The sequence below is a fragment of the Azospirillum tabaci genome (genome assembly GCF_014596085.1).
Taxonomy (GTDB): domain Bacteria; phylum Pseudomonadota; class Alphaproteobacteria; order Azospirillales; family Azospirillaceae; genus Azospirillum; species Azospirillum tabaci.
The window spans coordinates 53,892-69,179 of record NZ_JACCJY010000018.1 but is presented as its reverse complement, the minus strand read 5'-3'; the positions used below and the strand labels follow the sequence as shown (position 1 = coordinate 69,179).

The window sequence follows — 15,288 nt, the reverse complement described above, 5'->3', positions numbered from 1 at the left end:
CGGGCAGAACCAAACGCCGTTTTGGGCGTTATGGCTGCGTGGGATCGAGGACACCGATACTGGAGGGAGAGAGGTTATGGGTATTCTCTGGACGATCATCATCGGCTTTCTGGCCGGCATCGTCGCAAAGTTCCTGATGCCGGGCCGTGATCCGGGCGGCTTCATCATCACCACGCTGCTCGGCATCGCGGGTGCCTTCGTCGCCACCTATCTGGGCGAGGCGGTCGGCTGGTACCGGGCGGGCGAAGGGGCCGGCTTCATCGGCGCCATCGTCGGCGCCATCATCATCCTGGCCATCTACCGCATGATCGCCGGTCGCCGGACCACCGTCTGACACGGTGGCACAAGGCATCTCACACGCAAAGGGCGGCCCGACGGGGCCGCCCTTTCGCTTTCCAGACAGGCCGCGATTTACGAACCGCAGTTACGCCAGGGCCACCGGGCTCGGCATGAAGACCGCGCGGGAGATCGCCGCCTGGATCGCCTCGTTGGTGAAGGGCTTGCGGACGATCTGGCCGAGATGGCGGGCGTCCGCCTCTTCCAGGTCGCCGTCGAAGGCCGTGACAAAAATGGTCCGCATGGCGCGTTTCTGGCGCAGCCGGCGGGCGACCTCCACCCCGCTGCCGCCGTCGGCCAGCCGGACGTCCAGCAGGGCCAGCGTCGGCTTCTCGGCCTCCAGCAGTTCCAGGGCCTCCTGCTCGTTGTTGGCGGTGCCGCAGACGACGTGGCCCATGTCGGTGACCAGCGAGCCGATCTCCATCGCCAGGATCGGGTTGTCCTCCACCACCAGCACCCGCTGGGTCAGGGCGTTGCGCACTTTGTCGCGGGCGACGGTCAGCCGGTCCTGGGCCTCCGGGGCGGGGATCTGAAGCACCTGGGCGGCCTCGGGAACCGTCAGCCCCTCCAGCGTGATCAGCAGATACATGCGCCGTTCGCCTTCCGGCAGGGAGGCCAGCGCCCGTTCGATGGGGTGCGGCGATGGGGTCGGCCGCCCATCCCCGTCCTCGTCGAACAGCAGATTCAGCAAAGCGTAGAGCGGAACCCGCGCCTCCGCTTCCAGTCCGAAGCGGGAGGGGGCCATTACGGCGACCTCGACGCAACGCGTCACGAGATCGTCACCGCGCTCGGTCGCTCCGGTCAGCGCGCGTGCGTAGCGGCGCAGGTAAGGGAGATGATCGTAAAGCTGGCGTGCGTAGACTCGCATGACCCGTTCTTCCGCGCCGGTGGGTGGGTCCGTCCGGCCTTCGGCACCGAAGGGCGCTGGCCGGTCGGCTTGATTAATAACTTGTTAACACTCTGAAACACTATCACGCCCCCCAAGGAGGGCGAACCAAAAAAAAGGCCGAGTCCCCCTTCCTCCATTGGCAGAGGCCACATGGCCGAACCGCATCGCTGGGCCTACCGCGCCTGCTCCCGCTGCTGCCGCGATCGCCACTGCCAGGGCTTCTCCACCTGCCCCGCCCAGAGGCCCAGACGGCGGCTCTGCGCGAAGGCCTCGCTGGAGGCGTAGGCCGGCGACAGGCTGCGGTAGGCGAAGGCCCAGCCGCGCGCCACCATGGCCGCCCCCAGATCGACGCCGAGCACCCGGCATTCGCCCAATTGCTGGCCGTTGCGGTCGCGTTCGGCGATGGTGCAGGTCACCTCCTGGTCCTTGATCAGGCCCGCCAGCACCGCGGTGGCGATGCGGAAGCAGTCCAACTCATGCCCGTAACGGTTCCGGCATTTCTGCCCGACGTCGGGGGCGTCGATCCCCATCAGGCGAACCGGCGCGCCCTTGATGGACAGCGTATCGCCCTCCATGGCGACGCCCTGTCCTTTTAACGTTTCATTGGGGGTGTTGGCGACCTTGCCTTTGGTCGTCCCTCCCTGGGCATACGCCGCTGCGGTTGAGCACAATAAGAAAATTGCCACCAAAGGGGCGAGCCACTCAGAACAAGGTCGGCGCGTCATCGGGCGGTGCATCGTCGAGGGGAGCCGCGCACGCCTCGTCGTCGTTGCGCACGTTGTTGACGCGCGGCCCCACCGGATGGGCCTCCAGCAGCGCGTCGGGCGCCGGCTTCAACAGCCCTTCCAGCACCGGCAGCGGGGCAGCGGGGTCGAGCCACAGGTCCCAGTCCGTCTCGTCCAGGATCACCGGCATGCGCTCGTGCAGTGGCTTCAGCACCGCGTTCGCCGTCGTGGTGACGATGGTCAGCGTCTCCAGGGGGGCCGCGGGGGCCGGGACACCCTTCGAGCCATTCCAGCGTTCCCACAGACCGGCGAAGGCGAAGGGCGCGCGGTCGCGTCGGCGGATGGCGTAGCCCTGCTTGCGCTTGCCCTCGGCCTTCCACTCGTAGAATCCGTCCACGGGGACGAGGCAGCGCCGCTTGCGGAACGCCTCCCGGAAGGACGGCTTCTCGGCCAGCGTCTCCCCCCGCGCGTTGATCAGCCGCGCCCCGATGGACGGGTCGTCCGCCCAGAAGGGCACGAGTCCCCAGCGCAAGGTCACCAGATGGCGCCCATCCTCCTCCCGCCGCACGGCGGGCACCGGCTGGGTGGGAGCCACGTTCCAGCGGGGCTGGAGGTTCGGCAGTTCGGGGAAGCCGAACAGGCGCTGAACCTCCGCGGCCGGCGTGGCGAGTATCATGCGTCCGCACATGGCCTAAGAATAGGTGGCCCGGCGCCCCCACGCCACCGCCGGCTTATGCCCAACCGAGGGTTTTCGCCGGCCAAGGCTCCGCCTATCTTCTCCGGGTGCTTCTCCACGCGACAGGCCCGCGCAACAGGAAAGACCCCGCCCCATGATGAAGTTCGGCATCGGCCAGCCGGTTCCCCGCACCGAAGACGCGCGCCTGCTGACCGGCGGCGGGCGCTACACCGACGACGTGTCGCTTCCCGGCCAGGCATTCGCGGTCTTCGTGCGCTCCCCCCACGCCCACGCCGACATCCGCGGCATCGACACGGCGGAGGCGGCGGCGCAGCCGGGGGTGCTGGGCGTCTTCACCATCGCCGACCTGGAGGCCGAGGGCGTCCAGCCGATTCCCTGCGCCGCGGCGCTGACCCAGCGCGACGGCTCCCCCTACATCGCCCCGCCCCGCCCGGCGCTGGCCAAGGGACGGGTGCGCCATGTCGGCGATCCGGTCGCCGTGGTGGTGGCCGAAACACTGGACGCCGCCCGCGACGCGGCGGAACTGGTGATGGTCGATTACGACGACCGGCCCGCCATCACCGGGACGGCGGAGGCTCTGGAGGCGGGCCGCCCGCAGGTGTGGGACGAGGCGCCGGGCAACCTCTGCTTCGACTGGGAGCAGGGCGAGGAGGAGGCGGTGGAGTCGGCGATTGCCAAGGCCGCCCGTGTGGTGGAGTTGGAGATCGTCAACAACCGCGTCGTCGCCAACCCGATGGAGGGCCGCGCCTGCCTCGCCGCGGTGGAGCCGGAGACCGGGCGGCTGGTCATTTACGTCACCAGCCAGGGCGTGCACGGGCTGCGCAAGCAGTTCGCCCAACTCTTCGGCCTGCCGGAATCGAAATTCCGCGTCGTCACCACCGACGTTGGCGGCGGCTTCGGCATGAAGCTGTTCAACTACCCGGAATATATGGCCTGCCTGTTCGCCGCGCGCCGCCTGGACCGGCCCGTGAAATGGGCGGCGGAGCGGACCGAGGGCTTCCTCAGCGATGACCACGGGCGCGACCATGTCAGCCGCGCCCGGCTGGCGCTGGACGGCGACGGGCGCTTCCTCGGGCTGCGGGTGGACACGGTCGCCAACCTGGGGGCCTACCTGTCGAACTACGGCCCCTTCATCCCGACCGACGCGGGGTCGGCGATGCTCGTCGGCTCCTACACCACGCCCGCGGTCTATGTACGGGTCAAGGGCGTCTTCACCAACACCCAGCCGGTCGACGCCTACCGCGGTGCCGGCCGGCCGGAGGCGGCCTATCTGCTGGAGCGGCTGATCGACCATGCCGGGCGCTTGACCGGCCTCGGCCCGGCGGAGATCCGGCGACGCAACTTCATCCCGCCCACCGCCATGCCCTACGCCACGCCGATGGGCCAGACCTACGACACCGGCGAGTTTGAGCAGAACCTACGCGACGGGCTGGAGTTGGCCGATTACACCGGCCTGCCCGCCCGCAAGGCGGCGGCAAAAGCGCGCGGGAAGCTGCGCGGGGCGGGGATCGCCACCTACATCGAGGCCTGCGCGGGCGGCGGCGCGGAACAGGCGACGGTGCAGGTCAACGGCGACGGGCGCATCGTCCTGATGATCGGCACCCAGACCAACGGCCAGGGTCACGAGACCGCCTACAAGCAGATCATCGCCGACCGGCTGGGCGTCCCGCCGGAGGATGTCGAGGTGATCCAGGGCGACACCGACCGCGTGACCTGGGGCGCCGGCACCGGCGGCTCCCGCTCCGTCCCGGTGGGCGGGGCGGCGCTGGCCGAGGGCGCGGCGCGCGTGGTGACCAAGGCGACCGAGGTCGCCGCCGACCTGCTGGAGACCGCCTCGGTGGACGTTGAGTTCCGCGAGGGCCGCTTCAGCGTCGTCGGCACCGACCGCAGCGTCTCCTTCAAGGAGGTAGCGGCCAAAGCGGCCGCGCAAGGCCCCATCGCCTTCACCGAGGTCGCCCGCTGGACGCCGCCGGCCAACACCTTCCCCAACGGCTGCCACGTGGCGGAGGTCGAGGTCGATCCCGACACCGGGGTGGTCGAGGTCGTCGGCTACACCGTCGTGGACGATTTCGGCACGGTGGTGAACCCGCTGCTGGTCATGGGTCAGGTCCATGGCGGCGTCGCCCAGGGCATCGGACAGGCGCTTCAGGAGCGGGTGGTCTTCGACCCGGACAGCGGCCAGCTGCTCAGCGGCTCCTTCATGGACTACCAGTTGCCGCGCGCGGTGGACGTGCCGGACATCCGCATCAAGCTGAACTGCGTGCCCAGCACCACCAACGCGCTCGGCATGAAGGGCGCCGGCGAGGCCGGGGCCATCGGGGCACCGCCCGCGGTCATCAACGCCCTGGTGGACGCGCTGTCGGACTATGGAATCGAGCACATCGACATGCCGGCGACTCCGCTGTCCGTGTGGACGGCAATCCAGGCGTGCAACAAAGCCGCCGCGGAATAACGAAGATCAGAGCAACGAAGAACGGAGTAGAGACGTCATAGGCCCTATTTCCAGATCCGATGTCACACCTTGCATTGAATAAATTTGAGACAATATACGCACTATAAAGAGATAGAACCAGAAACACCCCACGAAAGAAATGGGCATGACGGCGGAGCGGATCAGGGGCGGCGGGTGCGGCGGGCAGTGCACCGAGGGTTTGGGGTTCGACTTCACCATGGCCTTCCAGCCGATCGTCAATGTCGGCGATGGGGCCGGCGGCGGGCGGCCCTGGGCGCACGAGGCGCTGGTGCGCGGTCTCGACGGCCAGGGGGCCGGCTGGGTGCTGAGCCAGGTGACCGAGGCCAACCGCTACGCCTTCGACCAGGCCTGCCGGGTCAAGGCCATCGAGTTGGCCGCCGGCCTCGGCTTGGGACAGCAGGGCGACGCGCGGCTGTCGATCAATTTCCTGCCCAACGCCGTCTACCAACCCGAAGCCTGCATCCGCGCCACGCTGGCCGCCGCCAAGCGCACCGGCTTCCCGCCGGAGCGCATCATCTTCGAGGTGACGGAGAACGAACGGGTGGTCGACGGAGCCCATCTGAAGTCGATATTCACCGAATACAAGCGCCAGGGCTTCCACACCGCCATCGACGATTTCGGGTCGGGCTATTCCGGCCTGAACCTGCTCGCCGAGTTCCAGCCGGACATCATCAAGCTGGACATGGAACTGACCCGCTCGATCGACACCGACCGCGCCCGCCGCAGCATCGTCGGCGCGATCCTCACCGTGTGCCGCGATCTGGGGATCACCCCGGTGGCGGAGGGAATCGAAACGCCCGGTGAAGCCAAGGCGCTGCGTGATCTCGGGATCACGCTGATGCAGGGCTATCTGTTCGCCCGTCCGGCGGTGGAAAGGCTGGTGGCGCCCGCCGTGGGTTTCGAGCCGGCGCTGGCCTGAGCGATCTACAACATCCGCGGGCGGCGCACCGCCCGCGGCCGGGGGGCGGCGTAACGCCCTCTCTGCTCGGACGCGAGGATCAATGCCTCGTGCGCGATCAGCCGGCGGTAGTCACCGTCGACCCGCGAGAACATGGCGAAGGCGAACTTCACCGCGTCGGGAGTGGGGCTGGTGGCCGCCTCGCGGAGCGCGTTGCGCAGCATGCGCAGTTCCAGCACGCCTTTGACGCAGATGCGCTCGACCGCCTGAGCCAGGATGTCGATCGAACACAGGGACGCCTCGTCATCGAGTCGGTACTGCACCCGTCCCCCGCAAGGAAGAACCGTCACGGACCGGCCGGGTTCTAGCTTGGGTTGGGCGGGAATGCCAGAGTTTCGGTGGTGTGGTGGTGTGGGAAGTGGTCGAGACGGGCCCCCACCCAACCCTCCCCCGCTTCGCAGGGGAGGGCTTAACTCCTCCCCCTGCGTCAGCGGGGGGAGGTTGGGAGGGGGGCTCTACGGGGGGAGGGTTGGATGGGGGCCCGAGGCGCCCCCCTTCCCTCACCGCCCCGGAGGACGGATGCGCCAGATCGCCGCCGGGTTCTGCTGCGGGTCCAGCCAGACATGCTGGAACTTGCCGATCCAGGTGAAGCGCTGGCCGGTGAACAGGTCCTCCACCTGCACATGGGCGCCATCGTCGAGCCCCAGCTCCCACAGCGGAACCTCGATCGTGCCGCCGTGGCCGTTGTGCGGGTCGAGGTTCACCGCGATCAGGATGACGTTGTCCTTGCTCTCCGTCATCTTGCCGTAGAGCAGGATGTTGTCGTCGTAGGCGTTGTAGAACTTCAGATTCGTGAACTTGTGGAGCGCCGGGTTCTCCGCGCGGATCTTGTTCAGCCGCGTGACGTAGTCGACGATGTTGCCGGGCTTGTTCCAGTCCCAGTGCCGGATCTCGTATTTTTCGGAGTGGTTGTACTCCTCCTTGCCCGGATAGGGGTCGGCCTCGCAGACGAAGTACGGGGTGTAGAGGCCGTAGACGCTCGACAAGGTCCCGCCCAGCACGGCGCGCATCATGTGGGCGGGCCGCCCGCCATGGACCAGGATCGGCGGCAGGATGTCCGGCGTGTTGGCGAAGAAGTTGGGCTGCATGTAGTCCTTGGACTCGCCCTGGGTCAGCTCCGTCAGATATTCGGTCAGCTCCGCCTTGGTGTTGCGCCACGTGAAGTAGCTGTAGGACTGGGTGAAGCCGATCTTCGCCAGCCGCCGCATCAGCTTGGGCCGGGTGAAGGCCTCGGCGAGGAACAGCGCGTCGGGGAAGCGGTCTTGCACCTCGCGGATCATCCATTCCCAGAAGGGGAAGGGCTTGGTGTGCGGGTTGTCGACGCGGAAGATGCGCACCCCCTCGTCGCACCAGAACAGCACCACATCGCGCAGCGCGTACCACAGGTCCGGGTAGGATTCGCGGTAGAAGCTGACGTTGACGATGTCCTGGTACTTCTTCGGCGGGTTCTCGGCGTAGCGGATCGTGCCGTCGGGACGCCAGTAGAACCACTGCGGGTGCGACTTGATCCAGGGATGGTCTGGGGAGCACTGGACGGCGAAGTCCAGCGCGATCTCGATCCCGTGCCGCCGCGCCTCCTTGACCAGCCGGCGGAAGCCCTCGAAATCGCCGATCATCGGATCGATGTCGGCGTGCCCGCCCTCCGAGGCACCGATGGCGTAGGGCACGCCGGGATCGTTCGGGCCGGGGTTCAGCGTGTTGTTGCGCCCTTTGCGGAAGCTGCGCCCGATCGGGTGGATCGGCGGGAAATACAGCACGTCGAAGCCCATGCCCCGGATGAAGGGCAGCATGTTCGACACGTCGTCGAAGGTGCCGGGCCGCGACGGGTCCGGCGAGGCCGAGCGCGGGAAGATCTCGAACCACGCGGAGTAGCGGGCCGCGGTGCGGTCCACATAGACCTCCAGGTCGCAGCCGTAGCGGGACAGATACTGCCGCTCGCCATACTTCGCCATGGCCTGCCGCGGCTCGTCGGACAGGGCGTAGGCGGTCAGCTCCGCCCCCTGGAGGCTGTTCATCCGCTCGACCACCCGCTCCAGCGCGGCGCGGCCCTCTCCCTCGTTCAGCCCGACCGCGTGCTCGACGAAGCGGCGGCCCTCGATCAGCTCCAGCCCGACGTCCAGCCCGGCGTCGTTCTTCTTCTTGAAGTCGGCGCGCCAGCTCTCCCACACGTCGCGCCACGCCAGGATGCTGTACTGGTAGCGCGTGTTGCGGGTCAGCGGCAGCTTGCCCACCCAGCGGTCATTGTCGAAGAAGGTCATGGGCACCTCGCGCCAGTCCTCCTCGTCGACCGGGCGGTAGGTGACGGCGGCGCCCAGGACGAAGGTGCCGTCGGTGTAGATGTCCGCCCACACCTCCATCACGTCGCCGACCACCCGCTTGACCGGGAAGCGCCCGCCATCCAGCTCCGGATAGACGTTCTCGATGGTGACTCGGCGGGCAGCCAACTCGTCCATCCAGGCGCGGGTGCCGGCGTCGTGCTCCGCCCCGCGCTCGCCCAGATGGTTCAGCTCGATGGGGCGGCTCTGCGCCGGGCGGGCGCGGAAGACGCGCATCTCCAGCGGGCGCAGGCGCAGGTCGTGGCCCGGCTCGAAGGGCAGCGGCGCCGCCTCCGGGGTCACGTCCTCAAAATCGGCGAAGCCGCCGCCGGTGCTGGCCAGCAGCGGGCCGGGGTCGATGGCGTGCGGCTGGTTCTCATCCGGGTTGATGAGCAGGACGGAGCAGCCCTCCCCGCTCCCGTTGGCCCAGCCGCTGGTCTCGCGGATCAGCCCGATCACCGGGTTGTGCGGCGCGGTCACGCGGCGTTGCGGGCCTTCGACGTTCAGCGCCGGGCTGTCCGCCTTCATGGCGTTGACCGCCCCGATGAAGCCGGTCAGGTCCAGCTTCGGCTGCTCCCAGTCGTCCGGCGTCGTGGTGACCACGTCCAGCTTGCGGGTGAAGCCGTATTCGAACCCAATCGGCATCATCACGCCGGTCGAGAAGGAAGCGGCGAACAGGTAGTGCATCTTCAACTGGGCGGCCAGCCGCTCGGTGTCCTGGCTGCCAACCTCCGCCGCCAAGCGGTCGGTGTCGTGGCTCTCCGGGAAGGCGATGGAGGGGGCGATCCAGCGGAACTCGTCATACTGGTCGAGCAGCCAGTCGGACTTGAAGTCCCACCATTTGGCGCTGTTGAACAGGAAGTCGAAGCCCGCCCCGCAGAGGTCGCGCACCTGCTCCACCGTGCAGCCCAGCGTCTCGGCGAAGAATTTCACCTCCGGATCGGCTTCGCGGGAGCGGTCGATCAGCGTCTTCCACACGTCCGCCGGGATCTGGTAGGCGGCGTCGCAGCGGAAGCCCTTCACCCCCAGCCCGATGTAATGGCGCAGGTACCGCGTCCAATAGTCGGTCAGCCCCGCCCGGACCTCCGCCCGCTCGTAGTCGAGCATGGCGAGATCGCCCCAGATGGTCACCCGCGACGGGTCCACCGGGTCGACGGCGCGCGGGCTGTAGAGGTCGCCGTTGGCGTCGCGCCGGTACCAGTCCGGATGCTCGCCCACCAGGATCGCGTCCTTGGCGGTGTGGTTGATGACGAGGTCGAGCATGACCGACTGGCCGTGCCGTGCCGCCTCGGCGATGAAGCCGCGCAGCAGTTCGTCGGGATGCTCCGGCGCGCCGCCCTGGATGCGGTCGTGCAGCCGGTAATAGTCCTTCACGGCGTAGAGGCTGCCGGAGAAGCCCGGGTAATGGATCGGGTTCAGGAACAGCCAGTCGAAGCCCATGCCCTGGATCCGGGGCAGATGCCCGGCCCAGTCGCGCATCGGGCCGACGAGCGTGGGAAACAGGTTGTAGATTCGCGGTCCGGCGGTGGCCATCGGGGACATCCTCCTGGTCGGCAGCGGCACGCCAGCCGGTCGCCGCTGGTTGACAAGCGTGGCGCCTCCCGTGGATCGTCCAGAAGACCGTCACCGGCCGAAGGACCATCACCGGAAGGACCATCGCGAGGTTGCAACGCGCGCCCTGCGGGGCGCACGCGCTCAACCCCAGCGAAGCGCGAAGGTTCCGAAACCTGAAACTTGGGCCAGAACACTTGGGCCAGACATTTCGAAAGGTGCGTGCATGGGCAACGGAAACGGCAAGATCCGTCTCGACAAGCTCGATATGACGGCGGATGGCATCGGCAGCAAGGACGACTACGAACGCCGCCTCGCCAAGCTCCAGAAGGACCTGCTGCACATCCAGCAGACCTATTGGCACGAGAAGCGCCGCGCCATCCTGGTGTTCGAGGGCTGGGACGCCGCCGGCAAGGGCGGCTGCATCCGCCGCCTGACCGAACCGCTCGACCCCCGCGGCTTCCACGTCTGGCCGATCGGCGCCCCGGCGGCGGACGAGCAGGGCAAGCACTACCTCTACCGCTTCTGGACCAAGCTGCCCGCCCCCGGCACCTTCGCCATCTTCGACCGCTCCTGGTACGGCCGCGTGCTGGTGGAGCGGGTGGAGGGCTTCGCCGACAAGGAGCAGTGGAAGCGCGCCTACGACGAGATCAACCAGTTCGAGAAGATGCTGACCGACGACGGGGTCCGCATCATCAAGATCTTCATGCACATCACGCCGGACGAGCAGCTCAACCGCTTCCGCGAGCGGCTGAGCAACCCCTACAAGCGCTGGAAGCTGACCGAGGAGGATTTGCGCAACCGCGCCCGCTGGGACGACTACAGCAAGGCCATCGAGGCGATGTTCGACAAGACCTCGACCGAGACGGCGCCCTGGCAGGCGGTTCCCGCCAACTCCAAATGGCACGCCCGCCTGAAGGTGATGGAGATCGTCACGGAGGCGCTGAGCCGGGGCGTCAACGTCGCCCCACCCCCCATCGACCTGACCGTCGCCCGGATCGCCGCGGAGGTGCTGGGCGTCCATCTGACCTTCGACACGAACGCGAAGGACTGACGGCAGCCCCCTGGCCCCCGGTCACTTCGTCGCGGTGCCTGCACGGGCGGTTGCCTGACGCGCCGGCATCTCCTAGCGTTGGTTGGTGGGGAAAACAATAAGCAGGGTGCGTTCGATGGACGAGGTCAAGACGGGTGCCGGGGCCGTGGCGGAGGACAAGCCGCGGAAGAAGCGCAAGGCGCTGAAGCTGAAGGACCTCGGTCTCGGTGTGCCGGCCACCGGCGGCGAGGTGCTGCGCGACGCCAAGGAGGTCGCGGCCATCGAATCCCACTGGCGCGACCTGGGCGGCGGCAAGCCGGCAAAGGGCGGCAAGAAGGTCAAGTACATCGACGAACTGGCCCGGCTGCAGTTCGAGCTGATCAAGCTGCAGGAATGGGTGCGGGTCAACGGCCTGAAGGTCTGCGTTTTGTTCGAAGGCCGCGATGCCGCCGGCAAGGGCGGCGTCATCAAGCGCATCACCGAAAGCCTCAACCCCCGCGTCTGCCGGATCGTGGCGCTTGGCACGCCGACCGAGAAGGAGCGCGGGCAATGGTACTTCCAGCGCTACGTGGCGCAGCTTCCCGCCAAGGGTGAGATCGTCCTGTTCGACCGGAGCTGGTACAACCGCGCCGGCGTCGAGCGTGTCATGGGCTTCTGCACCGACGCGGAGTATCAGGAGTTCCTGCGCGCCTGCCCGCTGTTCGAGGAGATGCTGGTCCAGTCCGGCATCATCCTGATCAAATACTGGTTCTCGGTCAGCGACGAGGAGCAGGAGAAGCGCTTCACCGAGCGGATGCGCAACCCGATCAAGCGCTGGAAGCTCAGCCCGATGGACCTCGAATCGCGCAAGCACTGGGTCGAGTATTCCAAGGCCAAGGACGCCATGCTGGAGCACACCGACAAGAAGCTGACGCCCTGGTACATCGTCGACGCCGACGACAAGAAGAAGGCGCGGCTGAACTGCATCCACCATCTGCTGCAGCAGATCCCTTACCAGGACATCGCCCCGGTCGAGCTGGACCTGCCGCCACGGCAGAGCGACGACGGCTACAAGCGCCCGAAGAAGTCGAAGCAGAACTGGGTACCGGAGGTGTATTAAAAGGCTTTCGCATTTAGCCCTTTTAACCCTCTCCCCTCCGGGGAGAGGGGACTTCGAACGTGATGTCCCTAAGGGACGGCGGTCAGTCCCGCCCGTAGAGGCTGCGTTCCCCCAACTCCTCGCCGCGCTGCCGCTCCAGCTCCTGGCTGTAGCGGCGCAGGGCGTAGGCCTCGGTGACGTAGCCGACGATCCTCCGGTCGGTGGGCGAGGCCAGGACCGGCAGCGCCTCAACCTCCGCGCTGCAGAAGCGCTGGAGCACGCTGCGCACGTCGTCGCCGGGCCGCAGGAAGGCGTCGGCGTGCTTGGCCAGTTCGCCGACGGGCGTCTTGGCGTCCTCCTCGCCGAGTGACGGGTCGTGCACCGTGCCCATGTCGATGATGCCGGCGTAGGACCCGTCCGGTTCCACCGCGAAGACGGTCTTGGCGGCGCCCAGCGGGTGCAGGCGGCGCAGCGTGTCCAGGGTCTGGGTGGTCAGGATCGTCTTCACGTCGCCGCGCATCAGCCGCATCGCCGTCAGCTCCGACACCCAGCCGACATCGTAGGCGCCGCGGATCGGCACGCCGCGCAGGTGGAAGCGCCACGTCGCGAAGGAGTAGCCGAAGGCCTGCCGGACCACGGTGGTCGACACCACCACGCCGATCAGCACGCCGGACGCCGCCCAGAAATCCTGCGTCGACTCCAGCACCAGAAGCACCATGGTGACCGGCGCGCCGATGATGCCGGCGGCCACCGCCCCCATGCCGGCCAGCACCAGCAGCATCCGGTCGAGCCCCAGCCCCGGCACCAGCAGCTCGACCAACCCATAGGCCAGCCCGCCGAACAGCCCGCCGAGAAGCAGCGAGGCGCTGAACAGCCCGCCGCGGAAGCCCGAACCGAGCGAGAGGGCGGACGCGACGATCTTGGCGACGAGCAGGACCGCCATGGCCTCCAGCCCGCGGGCCAGTTGCGACGGGTCGGCGCCGGGGCCGGCCCCCAGCACCTGCGGAACCGCCAGCGCCAGCGCGCCCAAAGCGAGTCCGCCCAGCGCGGGGCGGCCCCAGACGGGGATGGGCAGCGCGCGGAATCCGCGCTCGGCCACCGTCACCGCCTGCATGGCGAGAATGCTGAGCCAGCCGGCCAGAAAGCCAAGGACTCCGCAGGCCACATAGTCCCAGCCCTCCACCGCCACCGGGCGGCCGAAGAACAGGGCCGGGGACGGGTCGGTCAGCCAGTGGGCCACCGCCACCGCGGCGACCGACGCCGCCCCGATCGGGGCCAGCGTGGCGATGGTGTAGCCGCCCATAACCAGTTCGAAGGCGTAGAAGGCGCCGGCCAGCGGCGCGCCGTAAGCGGCGGAGATGGCCGCCGCCGCCCCGCAGCCGACCAGCGTGCGCAGGTCCGCCCGCCGCAGATGGAGCTTCTGGCCGAGCGTCGAGGCGATGCCCGCCCCCGCCTGGGTGTAGGCCGCCTCCATCCCCACCGACGCGCCGGAGCCGTTGGACAGCAGGGTCGCCAAGGTCAGGCGCAGGCTGTCGATCAGGGACATCTTGCCCCCGTAGAGCGCGTTCGCCTCGACGGGGTCGACGATGTCGTTGGATCGCCAGCGCCGCACCAGCTTCACCATCACGCCGAGCAGCAGGCCACCGATGGCCGGAACGAGCAGGGTCCGCCAGGGGTCGCCCAACGCGGCCTCGCCCAGATCCTGCCCGTGGGACACCGAGAAGACGAACCTCTGCGTCCAGACCACGGCCTCGTGCAGCATGGCCACGGCCAGCCCGACCCCGGCGCCGATGGCCCCGGCGAGCATCAGCACGCCCAGGACGCTGTCGCGCAGGCTCCGCCGTGTCAGCACCCTGAGGAACCGCCGGCCGGGGTTGCGTGCTCTGGTCAGGGCGCCGGCCGCGTCCCCCGCGGCGCCCCGGATTCCCGTCATGTCATCCGGCATGCCGGACAATGTGTACCCTGCCTCCGCGCCGTCAACCGCAGGGCGCGGACCTACCCCCTTAGGGCTTGCCCGTCTGCGCCGACGCCGGGGAGGAGGACGGCTGAGCGGACGGCTGAGCGGACGGCGGGTTGACGGCGAGTCGGCGCAGAACCTCCGCCAGATTGTCGCGCACCTTGTCGGCCAGCCCGATGTCGGCCTCCTGCGCCTCATGGAACAGGATCGTGAACAGGCGGCTGGGCGCCAGGAAGAAGGTCAGCGAGACGTGCATCTTGCCTTCCTTCAGCGCGCAATCGACTGAGCCGGTGCGCAGCATCAGGCCGGGAAGATCCTCGACGGCGCTCAGCGACGCGGTCGGCGTGCCGCCCTCGCAGCGCTTCTTCATTGCGTCGACGTAGCCGGCGGACAGATCCTCCAGCTTGGCCCCCTCCTCGACCATCCGCTCGCGGATGCCGCCGACGATCGGGCCGATGCGCCAGGCCATGTCGGCGGGGCGCTCGCCCTTCGGCACGTTTTCCAGCGACACGCGCTTGACGTCGCGCACGCCGGCCGCCTTCAGCAGGTCGGCCAGCCCTTCCGGCAGCTCGTCGGGACGGGTCGCGGCCTTCTTGGTGCGGGTGTCGATGGGCGGAACGGCGCCGGCCTTGTCCACGCAGGTCTTCAGGTCGGTGAGCACTTTCTTGGTGCCCTTCAACGCGAAGGCCATGCGGTCGGCGTCGGAGGCGAAGACCACCTCCTTGCCGTTCATCAGGGCGGTGTAAAGCTCCTCGTCCTTGCCGTTGGGGATGACCAGCATGTCCGGCTTGGGCGCCAGCGCACGGCGTTCGCGCGTCAGCTTGCCGTCCACCACGACTTTGACCTTCCACTGCTCGCTGCCCGGAAGTTCGGCGCCGGGAATGCCCATGCCGAGGTTGACCTCGCCCTTGATGTTGCGCGCGATCATCAGGACATGGCCGGTGTCGAAGCGGCCCTCGATGGCGCAATAGGCGAACTTGCCGTCCCGGTCGCGCGACGGGCCGCCTTCCCAGCCATCCTCAAGCTCGGCCGGTCCGGTCTTCTCGGTCGGATCGGCGGCGGCTGGCGCCGACGGTGCCGACGGAGCGACGGTGCGGGGCGCCGGCGCCGGCGCCGGGCCGGAGGACGGCGCCGGGTAATACATGGTTGGCGGGTTGACGGGGACCAGCTCCGCCACCTGCGCCCCATCGGCGTGGGCGGCAGCGGCGCCCAGCAGAAGAAGGGAGGAGAGTGCAGCAGCGACGGCTTTGTCCAACATGGCAGAGGTAATCCTTAC

General features: G+C 68.4%; 12 protein-coding genes. 5 read left to right on the top strand and 7 right to left on the bottom strand.

From position 1 onward, the window contains the following. Positions 1-76: 76 nt before the first annotated feature. Complete coding sequence (locus H0B54_RS16935; protein WP_014240033.1) at positions 77-334, top strand: GlsB/YeaQ/YmgE family stress response membrane protein; 258 nt, start codon at positions 77-79, stop codon at positions 332-334. Positions 335-424: 90 nt separating this feature from the next. Here H0B54_RS16935 and H0B54_RS16930 read toward each other — a convergent pair whose 3' ends face one another. The 3 genes from H0B54_RS16930 to H0B54_RS16920 form a co-directional block, all read right to left on the bottom strand. Then, entirely contained in the window at positions 425-1,204 is a 780-nt protein-coding gene (locus H0B54_RS16930; protein ID WP_188261296.1) for a PhyR family response regulator anti-anti-sigma factor, read from the bottom strand. A 194-nt stretch (positions 1,205-1,398) separates the two neighbouring features. After that, on the bottom strand, positions 1,399-1,800 hold the full coding sequence (locus H0B54_RS16925) for a thermonuclease family protein (RefSeq protein ID WP_188261295.1): 402 nt from the start codon (positions 1,798-1,800) through the stop codon (positions 1,399-1,401). Positions 1,801-1,927: 127 nt separating this feature from the next. Then, the gene (locus tag H0B54_RS16920; protein WP_188261294.1) at positions 1,928-2,626 is read right to left on the bottom strand and encodes an SOS response-associated peptidase; all 699 of its coding nucleotides are present in this window, start codon (positions 2,624-2,626) and stop codon (positions 1,928-1,930) included. A 154-nt stretch (positions 2,627-2,780) separates the two neighbouring features. Between H0B54_RS16920 and H0B54_RS16915 the strand changes: the two genes are divergently transcribed. Both H0B54_RS16915 and H0B54_RS16910 read left to right on the top strand, forming a co-directional pair. Continuing rightward, positions 2,781-5,099, top strand: coding sequence for a xanthine dehydrogenase family protein molybdopterin-binding subunit (locus H0B54_RS16915; RefSeq protein WP_188261293.1), 2,319 nt, complete (start codon positions 2,781-2,783; stop codon positions 5,097-5,099). Between the two features lie 145 nt (positions 5,100-5,244). Continuing rightward, the gene (locus H0B54_RS16910) at positions 5,245-6,039 is read left to right on the top strand and encodes an EAL domain-containing protein (RefSeq protein ID WP_188261292.1); all 795 of its coding nucleotides are present in this window, start codon (positions 5,245-5,247) and stop codon (positions 6,037-6,039) included. Positions 6,040-6,044: 5 nt separating this feature from the next. Here H0B54_RS16910 and H0B54_RS16905 read toward each other — a convergent pair whose 3' ends face one another. After that, positions 6,045-6,341, bottom strand: a complete 297-nt coding sequence (locus H0B54_RS16905; RefSeq protein WP_211109417.1) for a hypothetical protein — start codon at positions 6,339-6,341, stop codon at positions 6,045-6,047. Between the two features lie 237 nt (positions 6,342-6,578). After that, on the bottom strand, positions 6,579-9,926 hold the full coding sequence (locus H0B54_RS16900) for a maltotransferase domain-containing protein (protein ID WP_188261290.1): 3,348 nt from the start codon (positions 9,924-9,926) through the stop codon (positions 6,579-6,581). Between the two features lie 244 nt (positions 9,927-10,170). Between H0B54_RS16900 and H0B54_RS16895 the strand changes: the two genes are divergently transcribed. Together H0B54_RS16895 and ppk2 are read left to right on the top strand one after the other, a co-directional pair. After that, positions 10,171-10,998, top strand: a complete 828-nt coding sequence (locus H0B54_RS16895; RefSeq protein ID WP_188261289.1) for a polyphosphate kinase 2 family protein — start codon at positions 10,171-10,173, stop codon at positions 10,996-10,998. Positions 10,999-11,113: 115 nt separating this feature from the next. Beyond that, on the top strand, positions 11,114-12,076 hold the full coding sequence (ppk2, locus tag H0B54_RS16890; RefSeq protein WP_211109416.1) for a polyphosphate kinase 2: 963 nt from the start codon (positions 11,114-11,116) through the stop codon (positions 12,074-12,076). A gap of 82 nt (positions 12,077-12,158) precedes the next feature. Here the strand turns inward: ppk2 and H0B54_RS16885 are convergent, their stop codons facing one another. Beyond that, positions 12,159-13,988: a chloride channel protein gene (locus H0B54_RS16885; RefSeq protein ID WP_246472571.1), complete on the bottom strand. Its 1,830-nt coding sequence runs from the start codon at positions 13,986-13,988 to the stop codon at positions 12,159-12,161. 70 nt (positions 13,989-14,058) lie between these two features. Beyond that, positions 14,059-15,270: a hypothetical protein gene (locus H0B54_RS16880; RefSeq protein ID WP_188261287.1), complete on the bottom strand. Its 1,212-nt coding sequence runs from the start codon at positions 15,268-15,270 to the stop codon at positions 14,059-14,061. Positions 15,271-15,288: the final 18 nt, after the last annotated feature.